We start from the raw sequence: 13328 nt of genomic DNA on the forward strand, positions 1-13328 counted from the left end.
GATATGACATGGGAATCTGCGGATAAATTCAGTAAAGAATTAGCCGGACTGGCCGTTAGATCATTAATTGATGAAGCTGAACTGACACCTAAGCCCGGACTTGTAGATAAACAGGATAATGGGACACATATAGATATGGATTTCAACCTTATGATCAAGTCTGCAAATGCTTTATATCATACCTTCGAGGAAATCGGATACGTGGCATTCCGTCAAGAGCCTACACAAGATCTGCGTGAAAAAATCGCCGGGATCGGTCGAAATGGTGAAGAAACGATGATGCAAGCCACAGGAGGTGTCAATACACACAAAGGAGCGATTTGGGCAATCGGGTTGCTTGTTGCAAGTGCTGCAATACATTCGTCTAGAACGCATGTCAAACAGATTGCGATCACAGCAGGGAAAATTGCGAGAATTGAAGATCGATATGCGCCGGATATTTCTACCAATGGGTCCGTTGCTAAACGTCGCTATGGTGTTCACGGTGCAAAGGGAGAAGCCCAACTTGGTTTCCCTCATGTAATCAGAATTGCTTTGCCGGCATTGTACCAAGCTCGGAATAAAGGATTGTCAGAAAGGTTTTCAAGGCTGGAAACGTTGATTGCTTTGTATGCTCATGTCGATGACACATGCATCCTTCACAGGGGTGGAAAGAAGGCATTGGATGTAACGAAATCGGCTGCACGAAAAGTCATGGACAAAGGGGGAGTTTCAACATCAGAAGGATGGCAAGCGCTTAGAGAACTTGACCAGTCCTTGATGAAATATAAGGTATCTCCTGGAGGAAGCGCCGATTTATTAGCAGCAGCCTTGTTTCTAGACAGTATTGATAAAAAACAAATAGAAACATTGAAACCGGCAAATTTATTGGAGGTGTAGAATTGGAGACGATTAATCTTGAATTTCCTGCAAGTAGACGGTTGACGAAACGGGCGCATGTCGGAGTAGTTGGTTCAGGTGATTTGGAAATTTTACTTGAGCCTTCAGAAGAACCATTTGTGAAATTGACTGTGAGAACAGGGACAACAGGTTTTGATCGGACCTGGCAGAATGTCCTTGAGAGGTTCTTCCAGCAAAATGATGTAGCAGCTAACATCAAGATCAATGATTTCGGCGCTACACCTGGAGTGGTGAAGCTCCGATTAGCTCAAGTCTTGGAGGTGAGTCAGAATGACGTTGAACTACTTGAAAACTAGTTTAGTAGAGTTGGATGCCCGTAGCAGAGCAAAAGCCCTGTTAGATGAAGGGACTTTCCGGGAACTGCTTGGGCCTTTTGAACAACTGGAGTCTCCTCACTTGGAGGCCCAGGGGATTGTTCCACAAAGTGATGATGGTGTCATTGTGGCTAGAGGTTACATAAAAGGTGAACCTGCTGTCATCATTTCAATCGAGGGCGACTTTCAAGGCGGCGGGATCGGAGAAGTATCAGGTGCGAAGATTGCAGGGGCATTTGAGTTAGCCTTGCGTGACAATGAAAACGGGATCCGTGTACGTCCAGTCCTCATTTTCGATACGGGTGGCGTTCGCCTGCAGGAAGCCAATTATGGGCTGCTTTCAATCGCTGAAATCGGGTCAGCAATCATTGAACTGCGAAATTATACGCCAGTTGTCGGACTGATACCTGGGAAAATCGGTTCATTTGGAGGAATGTCCATTACAGCAGGATTATTCAGTAAATTGATCATGACCCGAGAAGCTCGTTTGGCATTGAATGGACCCGAAGTCATTGAGCAAGAGGCAGGATTTGAAGAATTTGACTCGCATGATAGACAAAAGGTCTGGCAAACGATTGGTGGAGAACAGAGAGTGGCCATAGGCCTTGCAGATTTGTTGGTCGAGGATGATATTCCTTCAATAAAAGGGGCAATCCATGCTGTATTTGATAAAAACGAAACGGAAAAATCGAGAAGCACCCAGGTTAGACGTCATCAAGCCCTTTTGAGAGCAATTGATCCTTCTTACAAAATGCAGCCTAGCGAGATAAGGGATCTCTGGAAACAGATTGCGGAAGGAAAACCTGTTCAGCAAGCATCTGCGTTTCATAGACCAAAAAATGGAGATTCTTCATATAGTAGAGGACAACGATGGTTCGAAGCATTGACTGGTACCTCATCAAAACACTCGGAAGTACAGTCGATTTTATGTGCTGACAAGGAAATTGATGGAGGCAGAGCCCGCTTCATTGCGGTCATCCCGAATTCGGACAGTCGATTTCCCCGTGCCCGAAATGGAGAAGTAGGTATAGAGGAAGGGTGGGCAATTGCTGAATGTGTCCGTGAAGCGATTGAGGAGGATCGCCATGGAGAAAAGCGTGCAATTGTTGCTGTTGTTGATGTTCCAAGCCAAGCATATGGCTATCGTGAAGAGTTGTTGGGGATCCACCAATCATGTGCAGCTGCAGTAGATGCTTATGCATCTGCGAGGCAAGCGGGCCACCCTGTCATCAGTCTTATTGTTGGAAAGGCGATTTCGGGTGCCTTCTTAGCTCACGGAATGCAGGCAAATCGAATATTGGCACTAAATGATGAAGCAGTCAATGTCCATGTCATGTCCAAGCAATCGGCTGCAAGGATAACACGACGTTCCATTGAAGAATTGGAAAAAGCGACTGAGAAAGTCCCTGCAATGGCCTATGATATCCATTCGTTTGCAACGCTGGGTGCTTTGTTTGGAATTATTGATGGAGTCGATGCAAACGCCCCTGGCATAGAAGATTCCAATAACGTCATGGAAAAGATTCATGAGGCGATCAGGGATGTGGAAGGTGGATCGACGGGTCTGGAACATCGTCTTGCGCAAAGCGATGGACGCAGAGCATCTATCTTGGTTCGAAAAAGGTTGGAGGAACAATGGTGATCCAGCCTCATGATTTGCTGAAAATCAAAGAGGGAAATCATTTAATCGAAAAAGAAAATTTACCTGGATGGCTTTCCCCGTATGTATCAGATGTCCGATACGTCGTAGTAAGACGGGCTCCAATCATCGACAGAGAGATCCCTATTGGTATCCGAGGGAAGACGAGGACGGAAAGATTCGGGACATTTATACCGATAGGTGACGTAATTGAACGCATCACACCTGAACAATTAGCAAAAGGGCAAATATGGAAAACCTATCCTTTCTATGAACGCTACGATGTTTTTCAAGCATTAGATCTGGTCGAGTCGGTCCTCCAACAATATCAGCTATCCTGGGGACCGACAGGAAGTGTAGGATTTGAATTGGCAAGCGGTCAACCGACTATAACTGAAACAAGTGATTTGGATATCATCATACGGACAAACGATATTCCGATCGATGCAGCCAGAGAGATTGTTTCTGCTTTTGAGGAAGCGAATGTAAGAATCGATCCTTTAGTAGAAATGCAAGATGGGGCCATCTCCCTGATTGAATATTCTAAAGGGCAGCCCCCTATTCTTATACGTACAACAGATGGTCCTAAGTTGATCAATACAATACCAGGCTATAATTAAACCGAGGATTCTCCATTAAGGAGATACTCGGTTTCTAATTGAAATGACTAAATGAGTGAAATATTGTGTTCGTCGAACAAATCCTTCAAACAGGCAAGTTCATTCCCGTCCCGTCCGAATATAATTACCACTACTGTCATCTTGATTCGTATTTCTTTAGTGAATTGATTAACTTTTATCAGGCTTCCATAAGGAAAAACGTTTTTCCACCATTCCTAACAATGTAGTTAGAATGATTCCTGTCAAAGTGATGACTAACACACCTACGAACATTCGATCTGTTTGTAAGTTTTGACCATCGTGAGTCAATTGATAACCAATTCCGGATGAAGAAGCAAACAACTCACCAACTACTACAGCTATTAACCCCTGTCCAATACCTAATCGAATACCAGTCAATAAAAATGGAACTGTCGATGGAAGGGCAATCGTCTTGAAAATTTGGAGGTCATTAGCTGCGAAAGTCCGGGCTGCTTTTATTAAATTCTGATCCAGCGTGTTCATTGCTTTTTGGGCGCTCATAACAATTGGAAAGAAAGCCATCAAAAAAACAATTACGATTTTAGATGCAGGACCGATCCCAAACGCAATGATAATTACTGGTAATAACGTTACTTTAGGTGTTACATACAACCCTGATATAAAAGGGTTTACAATCGCATTTAAAGTTTTATTCCAACCAGAGAATACACCCAATGGAATCCCGATGGCCATCGCAAACAGAAATCCGACACCAAACTCATATCCACTCACACCCATATTTCGCCAAAATACCGGGTCCTGTACCATGATCACTGCTGCTTGCATAATGGATAAGGGAGAACTGATGAATAACGGGTCAACCCATTCATTTCGGGAGACAACTTCCCACCCGATAATGAATGAAACAACAGATAAAACACTCAGAACGAACTCTCGTTTACCTGATCCTATCTTTTTTAGACTGCCTTTTGATAGGTTAGAGGAAAGCTGGGCAACTTCATTTTTAGGCATCGGCTTTTTCCTTTCTATTATTAATCTTCTTTTCTATTCGAACCCTTGCTTCGTCGATTCTTTTTCGATGATGGACCATATATGGTCAATGAGCTGTAAAAACGCTGGGTCACGTTTAATGTTCAAATCTCTTGGTCTAGGGATATGAATATCTACTACATCTACCACACGCCCAGGTCTTGCACCGAATACAAACACACGGTCAGCCAAATAGATGGCTTCATCAATTTGGTGTGTGATGAAAATACTTGTCTTTTTTGTTTCACTCCAAATTCTGAGTAATTCTTTCTGCATAAATTCCCTTGTTTGGGCATCCAAAGCAGAGAAGGGTTCATCCAACAATAAAAGAGAAGGATCTACCGTTAACGCCCGAGCGAGATTTACTCTTTGCTGCATTCCTCCTGATAATTCGTGGGGGTAGTGATGTTCATAACCATTCAGACCAACCATATTGATATATTCCTGTGCCCGTTTCTTTGTTTCATCAGAAACCCTTTTTTGGATTTCAATACCGTATAGCACATTATCCATGACTGTCCGCCACGGAAAGAGACTAGGGGTTTGAAAAACGACGGCTCTGTCTTTCCCAGGTCCATCCACCTCTTTGTTATCGAGTGAAATACTACCCCTGCTTGGGTTAAGGAGACCAGCAACAGTATTTAAAAAGGTGGTCTTTCCACATCCACTTGGTCCCACTATACAAATGAATTCACCTTCTTTTATATCTAAATTAATATTTTGAAGGGCTACGACTTCAGTACCTGTCTTGTTGTTTACGTAAGTAACATCTAAATATCTGGAGGATAATTTATATTTTTTCTCAACCGCTGTTCCATCCATTACAATCACCCTTTTATTTTTTAGATTATTTGGTTGAAAAGGCTTCTTCTATATAGTCGTTTGTCCATATAACACCTGGTTTCGTATCATGCTCCATTTTGACTCCGGACATATCGGCATACTCCACTAATGGGTCTTGTGCATTGTCCCATGCTTTTTGGTTCATTTCTCCATATCCCTTAAAAGTATCTTTTAGTCCGATTAATGATTTTTCTAAAACAATTGCGTCTACTCCATCAAAGTAAGATACAATTGACTCCGCTGCTTCTTTTGGATTTTCTCGGGTGAATTCGATTCCTTTTCCAACTGCCCGTACCACTTTCTCCGCCAAATCTTGATTCTTTTCTAAATATTCTTTTTCTGCAAAAACCACTTCCCATACCATATTTGCATACATCGGTTCTTCGCTTAATTTAAGCCATAAATCCCCAACACCCTGTTCCTGGACCTGTAAAGAAAACGGAGGTGAACTAATCCCTCCATCAACGATTCCTTGCTTCATTCCGCCAATTTTTGGACCTCCGCCTGTCAATTTAACCGTTTCAAGCGATGAAGGGTCTTGTCCATGGAGCTTCATTAAATATCGTGTATAGATATCTCCAGAATCTCCGACAACATTGGTGCCGATCTTTGCACCATTTAAGGCAGCAATCTGTTCCTTAAGCGATGCGTCATCCGATAATTCATTTTCCTTCAGGTACTCGTTAGATAAAGCTATTTCGTAAGTTAGGGCAGAGTTTAAAGATTGTATGGCTACTAAATCTTCTCCTGCTTCAATGGCTGCAAACATACTTCGTGGACCGGAGATAGCAAACTGTGCCTGACCAGATAACAATGACGCAATGACTTGGGAACCACCTCCTCCAGAAGAAATAGCAGCTTCAATCCCTTCTTCTTTAAAAAAACCTTGCTCGATCGCAACATAAAAAGGAGCTAGCGATAAAATTCGGGCCGGCTCTGTAAACGTAATTTTTGTTGTTTCATTTGTTCCCGAAGCAGCTTGATTTTCTGCACCATTACATCCAGTTAATGCTACTAATATAATGCAAATCGAAATCGCGATAAGTTTTTTCTTAAACATATTACTCCCCCTCATATTTTTTACCAGATACTGTTAAATTCCAACTTCGTATTAGTACAGCAAAAATAAGCCTTCCCAAAATCATAGATGGATGAAATAGGCACGTGTATGATCAATGATCCCTCCTTCATTCGTGTTTTGCATATAAAACGTCGTTTTCTTTATAAATCAATATTAAGTAAATTACTATATGATGTCAACGACTATTCTGAAAATTTTGTCATAAATGAAAATACTGATATTAAGCAGGGTCTGGCACAAGTGTATAGGTAAACAGCAAAATAAAACTTTCATTTTTAATTCGAGGGGATCAATTTTTATATAAAAAACACTGTTTTATTTTTTCGGGAAATGTATTGACAATATTTTCAGATAATTCTATACTCTATTTGTGTTAAAAAACACTGTTTTGTATATGAAACAACAAAACTTTTTAGGAGGAATCATCATGTCTGAAAAGCCATTCTCAATTCAAGAATTCGAAAAAAAACATGTAGCACGTCTAAGCGATCGCAGCCCTGACTGGAATGTTCTGTCGTTCCAAGAAGAGGTTGATCCAAAATATCGCAGGGCACAAATGAGGTACATCGGAAGAGGGGCGACTGCCAACAATGACGCCAAGGTCATCGAAGCTGACCATTTTACACTCAGCACCATGGTCCTGCCGGCAGGTTGTGAAGGACCATCGCACCTTCACGAAGATGTTGAGGAAGTCTTTTTCATCTTGAAAGGAAAAATCACCGCAACACTCACAGTAGATGGACAAACCTTTGAGGTTCCATTGAATACAAGGGACTGCATCAGTGTACCTCCTGGATATTACCGTGGGATAAGGAATGATACTGATGAAGAAGCGCTTATGCTCGTCATGCTTGGAACGAACAAGCCCCAACTACCATCTTATCCAGAGGGCAGCGCACTTGAAAAACTTAGAATTGAACGGAAAAAAGAACGGGAAGCAGCAATGAAGTGAAAATCTTACAACCTACAAGGTTCCATACAGGACATTCAATCCTGTATGGAATCGATCATTCACATTCAGGAAGGGTGGATGCAAATGATTAATATTACACATTTAAGGCACATCAGTCTGCTTACCCCGAATATGACCGAACAAGCGGAATTTTATGATGGTATTTGGGGATTGGACAAGGTTTTTGAAGATGTCGAATCGGTTTACTTCCGTGGGGAAGGTCCGGAGCATCATATTTTGAATTTGAAATCCAGTGAAAAAAGAGGTCTGCATCATCTTGCATTCGGTATGGTCGACAAAAATGCAGTCGATCAGGCAGCAGAAACGTTAGCTTCTTTGGACATACAGATTGTACAGTCTCCTGGATACCTTGATGAGGCTGGAACTGGATACGGTTTACGGTTTTTAGACCCTGAAGGAAGATGCATCGAGCTTTCCGCATGGGTGGAAATCCATACGACTGAATGGTCCAAGAAAAATGTCGATCCGGTGAAACTTAATCATGTTGTTTTAAATACAGTGGATATCGATAAAATGGTCGATTTCTATACCAAGGTTTTAGGGTTCAAGGTTTCCGACTGGAGTGAGGATCAGATGGCCTTTCTCCGGTGTAATAAGAATCATCATTCCATTGCGTTCAATCAGGGTAAGCATGCATCTGTCAATCATATTGCTTATGAAGTCAGTAATGTTGATGAAGTGATGCGTGGGATTGCGAACGTACGGAAGGCAGGGCTTGAAGAATTATGGGGGCCAGGTCGTCATGGTCCGGGAAATAATGTGTTCTGTTATTTTCAAGACCCGGCAGGATTCGTCATGGAATATACGTGCTACCTTGTAACGATCGAGGACGAATCGGAGTGGGAAGCGTTAGTGTGGAAACGTGTACCTCATTTGATCGATCGGTGGGGCGTCGCTGGTCCGCCTTCTCCGGAAGCTCGTGCTGCGATGGCTGGTGAGCCTGATGAAGGCTGGGCTGTCAGCTGGTTGGAATCCAAAAAGGCGGCTAGATGAAAACGGTCTGTAATTGAAAGGAAGAGATCAATGGATTTAGGACTAAAGGACAAGGTTGCAATCGTAATGGGTGGAACTTCGGGTGTCGGTTTGAAAACGGCTGAAATGCTGTTGCAGGAAGGCGCAAAGGTAGCGATCTGTGGAAGGGACCGCAACAGGATGGACAACGCTTTCGACCAGCTTACGAAAATAGCAGAACCAGAACGGGTCTTTGCCGGGACTTGTGATGTTACAGATCAAAATGAAGTGAACGATTTTGTCGGTTCAGCTGCAGACGCCCTCGGCGGGGTGGATATCCTTATCAATTCTGCTGGACGCAGTGTAATGGGGCATTTCTTCGATATTACCGATGAACAGTGGACAGAGCAGATCCAGCTTAAATATTTTGCGATCATTTACGCGGTACGTGCTGTCTATCCATACATGTCCAACGAAGGCGGAAGGATCATCAACATCAATGCGACCCTTGCGAAAGAGCCGGAACGGCATATGGTTGCAACGGCGGCTACACGATCAGGCTTGTTGAATCTGAGTAAGACGTTAGCACATGAACTGGCACCGGATAACATCCTCGTCAATTCAGTCAGTCTTGGGTTGATCCGTACCGACCAGTGGGAACGGAGAAGAATGAAGAAGGCACCAGATGCTGATCCGGATACATGGTATGCGGAGCTCGCTGAAAAGAGGAAGATCCCACTAGGCAGGGTCGGAGAGACGGAAGAGGTTGCAAGTGTCATCGTTTTCTTAGCTTCAAACAAAGCAAGCTACGTATCAGGCTCCACCGTCGAAGTAGCTGGCGGAATCGGGAAAGCTTTGTAAAATCACAAAAGGTTGGATGCAAAATGAAAACAGAAATTCAAACAGAATTCACGACTGCAGATGCGCTCGTACCTGAACTTGTGAACGCAGGCGTCGAGGTTGTTTTCGGCATCGTCAGTATTCATAATATGCCGATCTACGATGCGATTTTACGAGAAGGATCCATTCGTCTTATTACGGCTAGAGGGGAAAGCGGAGCTGTCAATATGGCTGATGGATACGCAAGGTCGACAGGTAATGTCGGGGTCGTTTTGACAAGTACAGGAACTGGAGCTGGAAATGCTGCTGGATCCCTCGTTGAAGCATGGAGTGCAGGAACGCCTCTTCTTCATATTACAGGTGAAGTCGGTTCATCTTACTTAGGAACTGGAAGAGGCTATATCCATGAATGTAAAGATCAACTGGCCATGATGGAAGGTGCTTGTAAGGAAGCATACCGGTTACGTAAACCGGAGCAGATGGGTCCGATCATACGGAAAGCGATTCATAATGCACTGAAAGCACCCGCCGGACCGATAACGGTAGAGATTCCAATTGATTTCCAATCTGCAATCATTCCAGAAGTTGAGATTGTAGATACGAACGATAATGGAACTTTTAACTACTCTCAAAAGGAACTGCCTGAACAGATCCTCGGAAAAATAGCTATGGCACGACGCCCGATCATTTGGGCTGGTGGAGGCGTCATATCTTCCGGGGCATCAGAGGAAGTGAAGCAATTGGCGGAATTGATTGGTGCCGCTGTCATTACAAGCCAATCAGGAAAAGGTTCCATCCCTGAGGACCACCCTCTCTGTATCGGACATTTTGCTTCTTATGATTCAGTAAAAGAACTCTTGGTCAAATCCGATTTGTTAATCAGTATCGGCGTTCGCTTTCGTGGAAATGAAACATCCAACTGGAAGGTAAAGACTCCTGATGAACATATCGCGATTGATGCAGATGTAAACGCACTGAACCGTAATTATTCGGTGAAACAGGGGCTAGTCGGGGATGCGAAACAGATACTTCAGCAGGTTTTGATGGCCCTTTCGAACAAGCCTGTTGCGCCTAAGCCTGACTATACGATTGAGGTGGAATCGGTCAGAAATGAGGTCCGTAATGTCTTGAGAAAAACACTCGGTCCGTATGAAGACATATTGGACGCCATGAGAGAATCGCTGCCGAAGGAGACTGTTCTCGTCCGTGACGTTACGGTTCCGGCAAATGTTTGGGGTAGCCGGTTATTTGAAATAAACGCACCACGTACCTCGATCCATGCTTCTGGAGGAGGGATAGGGCAAGGGTTGCCGACGGCGATAGGAGCACAAATCGGCAGGCCGGATCGCACAGTCGTTTTAATGGCTGGAGATGGTGGTTTCATGGTGAATGTCGGAGAATTGGCCACCGCTGCAGAAGAAAACCTGCCGCTTATCATCGTGTTGTTTGATGATAGCGGATATGGCGTACTCCGTAATATTCAAGATGCCGCGTATGGTCGAAGGGTAGCCGTTGATTTATTAAGTCCTGACTTTGTAAAGCTAGCCCATTCAATCGGGTTCAATGCTGAAAAAGTCGACTCACCAGAGCAGTTCAGGTCCGAATTGCAGACTGCAATCTCTGATCGGCTGCCGACGATGATTGTGGTAGATATGGAGGCTGTCGGTCCGATGGCGAAGCCTTTTGGCGGACCACCAGGAGCAGCGGAAGCATTCAAACCAAAAAAGTTATAGAGGTTGTTCAAAAAGTCCGGTAAAAATAGCTGTCGAATTTCTTCGTTACTCGGTCTCTCCGTTCCTCACGTATTAATCACATACGTTCCGGTCCTCGAGACTGACGTGCCTCGAACTTCTCGGCTCTTTTTATCCTCCTTTTTGAACAGTACTAATAGAGGAGGGACGACGGGATGATAAGTGTATTCCCTGAAATTTCAGGTCAGTTTTTGATAAACGGTGAATGGAAAAAGACGCAAGACGTTGCAAACGTGATCAATCCTGCCAAGGCAACAGAGGTGGTCGGTGAAGTTGCCTTATGTTCTGAAACGGATGTTACGAAGGCAATCGATGCAGCTGAGCAAGCCTATAAGGTATGGTCAAGGACTTCCGTAGAAGAACGTGCAGAACGGATGAAGGAAGCTTCGCAAAAATTGAGCAGGGTGATCGAACAACACGTTTCCTTATTTGTAAGGGAAAATGGAAAAACCATCGTTGAGGCGAAAAAAGACCTTTTAAGATGTGTCGAAGTGATGAGTAAAGGTGCAGATAACCTGCTGGAATGGTGGAAGCCTGAACCTGTTGAGGGACAAGCCCAGAAGGTGCAGATCCGCAAGCGTCCCCGAGGTGTTGCAGCCGTCATTTCCCCTTGGAATTCACCGATGATCTTGACCTTCAAGCGGGCGATCCCGGCGATTCTTGCAGGAAATTCAGTTGTCATCAAACCTGCAACGTATTGTCCATTGACGGTGATTTCATGCTTGAAAGAAATCGAAGCGTCATTTCCGCCGGGAGTCATCAACGTAGTTACAGGTTCTGGATCTGTAGTAGGTGAAGCGTTATGTAACGATACACGTGTCCGGACCATCGCGTTTACTGGAAGTACAGAAACAGGTAAGCAAATCATGAGTCAATCAGCAAATAGCGTCAAAAAGCTGTATATGGAACTAGGAGGTAATGATCCTGCTCTTATTCTAGACGATGCTGTCTTGGATGAAGAAGCGATCAAACGAATCCGTATGGGTATTTTACGAGCATCTGGTCAAGTGTGTTCGGCAATTAAACGGATTTACGTCCACAAAAGCCGATATGACGAGTTGATTGACAAACTGAAGAAAGAGTTTGAACGTGTTGTCGTCGGTAATGGTATCCAGCCTGATGCAACGATGGGGCCGATCAACAACCAGACGCAATATAAATTTGTAACCGAGCTGCTTGAAAGGACGAAGCAATCGGCTGCGAAGGTTGAGACGGCTGGTCAGAAATTGGATGCGGCTTCCTGGGATGAAGGATACTTTATGCTCCCATCCATCGTGACCAATATAAGTCATGACAGTGAACTCGTGAAGACCGAACAATTCGGACCGATCATTCCGGTCCTTCCGTTTACTGACTTAGACGAAGCGGTTGAAATGGCGAATGATACCGAATTCGGTTTAAGAGCTTCGGTCTGGACTGCAAACGAGGATACGGCTATCGCGATTGCAGATCGCCTGGAAGCCGGAGCCGTGTTCCATAACAATCATACTGTCTTCAAAGATCTTCGCGTAGATTTTCCTGGCATTAAAGAAAGCGGGCTTAGCAGGGAAACCCGCTGGGGAAGCTTGGAACTTTTCACAGACAGCTACGGCTTTGCCGATTAAGGAGAACGGCTGATGAGGATTGGATTAATCGGATGCGGGAATATCGGTACATTTCTTCTGGAGACGATCAATAGCGGACGTGCCTTCCCTGAATGCTCCATCGATGCCGTTTTCGAGGGCCGTAGTAAAGATTTGTCCCCCCTCGCTGAAATGTATGGTATGGAAATCTATCAAGACTTCACAGCATTCCTGAACTCTGGCATCGACTTAGTCATTGAGGCAGCGACGGTCCAGGTGGTTGAAGAATATGGACCGATAATCGTTGGAAATGGGAAAGACTTATTGATTGTGAGCGTAGGTGCGTTAGGAGACAGTGCTTTACATGATCGTTTGAAAACATTGTGTGAAAAACATGGGGCGAAGGTTTTTATACCATCTGGAGCAATCGGCGGTTTGGATATTTTAAAAGCTGCTAATTCGATCAATCAACTGGATTCCGTTTCAATTACGACTAGAAAACCACCGAAATCTCTCGGGGAAGAAACACTGACAAAAGAAAAGGTGATCTTTAAAGGCCCCGCTTCGGAAGCGATCAAACGTTTTCCAAAAAACATCAATGTATCGATCATTTTATCACTGGCGGGATTAGGGGGACAGGAAACAGAGGTTCAGATCATAGCGGATCCGAAGGTGGAAAAGAACATTCATTTGATTGAAGCGATGGGCGCCTTCGGAAGGGTAGAGGTTATGGTTGAGAACGAGCCGATGCCTGATAACCCAAAAACGAGTTACTTAGCGGCTCTGAGTGTACTGTCAACCTTGAAGAACAGAAAAGAAACGATCCTTTTAGGCTAGAGAAGA

The 13328-nt window shown here is 44.2% G+C and carries 13 protein-coding genes; 10 read left to right on the plus strand and 3 right to left on the minus strand.

Annotated features, from left to right (window positions below):
• The first annotated feature begins 3 nt into the window (after positions 1-3).
• Genes ACJROX_RS07375 through ACJROX_RS07390 form a run of 4 tightly spaced genes read left to right on the plus strand, consistent with a single transcriptional unit; the run spans position 4 to position 3473 of the window.
• A complete protein-coding gene (locus ACJROX_RS07375) occupies positions 4-879 on the plus strand; it encodes a triphosphoribosyl-dephospho-CoA synthase (protein ID WP_408010099.1) in 876 nt (291 codons plus the stop codon).
• A 2-nt stretch (positions 880-881) separates the two neighbouring features.
• Positions 882-1196, plus strand: coding sequence for a malonate decarboxylase subunit delta (locus ACJROX_RS07380; protein ID WP_408010100.1), 315 nt, complete (start codon positions 882-884; stop codon positions 1194-1196).
• Positions 1171-2856 (plus strand): biotin-independent malonate decarboxylase subunit beta, encoded by a 1686-nt coding sequence (locus tag ACJROX_RS07385; protein WP_408010101.1) that lies wholly within the window; start codon positions 1171-1173, stop codon positions 2854-2856. Before ACJROX_RS07380 ends, ACJROX_RS07385 begins: the two co-directional genes overlap by 26 nt.
• Positions 2853-3473: a malonate decarboxylase holo-ACP synthase gene (locus ACJROX_RS07390; protein WP_408010102.1), complete on the plus strand. Its 621-nt coding sequence runs from the start codon at positions 2853-2855 to the stop codon at positions 3471-3473. Before ACJROX_RS07385 ends, ACJROX_RS07390 begins: the two co-directional genes overlap by 4 nt.
• Before the next feature lie 168 nt (positions 3474-3641).
• On the opposite strand, the gene ACJROX_RS07395 is transcribed toward ACJROX_RS07390, so the two are convergent.
• From ACJROX_RS07395 to ACJROX_RS07405, 3 genes are read right to left on the minus strand one after another with little or no spacing between them, the layout of a single operon-like run.
• Entirely contained in the window at positions 3642-4466 is an 825-nt protein-coding gene (locus ACJROX_RS07395; RefSeq protein ID WP_221563046.1) for an ABC transporter permease, read from the minus strand.
• 33 nt (positions 4467-4499) lie between these two features.
• Positions 4500-5306, minus strand: coding sequence for an ABC transporter ATP-binding protein (locus ACJROX_RS07400; RefSeq protein ID WP_408010103.1), 807 nt, complete (start codon positions 5304-5306; stop codon positions 4500-4502).
• 25 nt (positions 5307-5331) lie between these two features.
• The gene (locus tag ACJROX_RS07405; protein ID WP_408010104.1) at positions 5332-6387 is read right to left on the minus strand and encodes an ABC transporter substrate-binding protein; all 1056 of its coding nucleotides are present in this window, start codon (positions 6385-6387) and stop codon (positions 5332-5334) included.
• A gap of 448 nt (positions 6388-6835) precedes the next feature.
• On the opposite strand from ACJROX_RS07405, the gene ACJROX_RS07410 reads away from it, so the two are divergent.
• The 6 genes from ACJROX_RS07410 to nadX all read left to right on the plus strand — a co-directional run bounded on the left by ACJROX_RS07410 (position 6836) and on the right by nadX (position 13322).
• Entirely contained in the window at positions 6836-7360 is a 525-nt protein-coding gene (locus ACJROX_RS07410; RefSeq protein ID WP_408010105.1) for a cupin domain-containing protein, read from the plus strand.
• Positions 7361-7444: 84 nt separating this feature from the next.
• The gene (locus tag ACJROX_RS07415) at positions 7445-8374 is read left to right on the plus strand and encodes a VOC family protein (protein WP_408010106.1); all 930 of its coding nucleotides are present in this window, start codon (positions 7445-7447) and stop codon (positions 8372-8374) included.
• A gap of 30 nt (positions 8375-8404) precedes the next feature.
• On the plus strand, positions 8405-9193 hold the full coding sequence (locus tag ACJROX_RS07420) for an SDR family oxidoreductase (protein WP_408010108.1): 789 nt from the start codon (positions 8405-8407) through the stop codon (positions 9191-9193).
• Between the two features lie 23 nt (positions 9194-9216).
• On the plus strand, positions 9217-10905 hold the full coding sequence (locus ACJROX_RS07425) for a thiamine pyrophosphate-binding protein (protein WP_408010109.1): 1689 nt from the start codon (positions 9217-9219) through the stop codon (positions 10903-10905).
• Positions 10906-11078: 173 nt separating this feature from the next.
• Complete coding sequence (locus tag ACJROX_RS07430; protein ID WP_408010111.1) at positions 11079-12527, plus strand: aldehyde dehydrogenase family protein; 1449 nt, start codon at positions 11079-11081, stop codon at positions 12525-12527.
• Positions 12528-12539: 12 nt separating this feature from the next.
• Positions 12540-13322 carry an aspartate dehydrogenase gene (gene nadX, locus ACJROX_RS07435; RefSeq protein ID WP_408010112.1) on the plus strand — a complete coding sequence of 261 codons (783 nt, stop codon included), beginning with the start codon at positions 12540-12542 and terminating at the stop codon, positions 13320-13322.
• The last annotated feature ends 6 nt before the right edge of the window (positions 13323-13328 follow it).

The organism is Pseudalkalibacillus sp. A8, from assembly GCF_045920555.1.
Lineage (GTDB): Bacteria > Bacillota > Bacilli > Bacillales > Fictibacillaceae > Pseudalkalibacillus.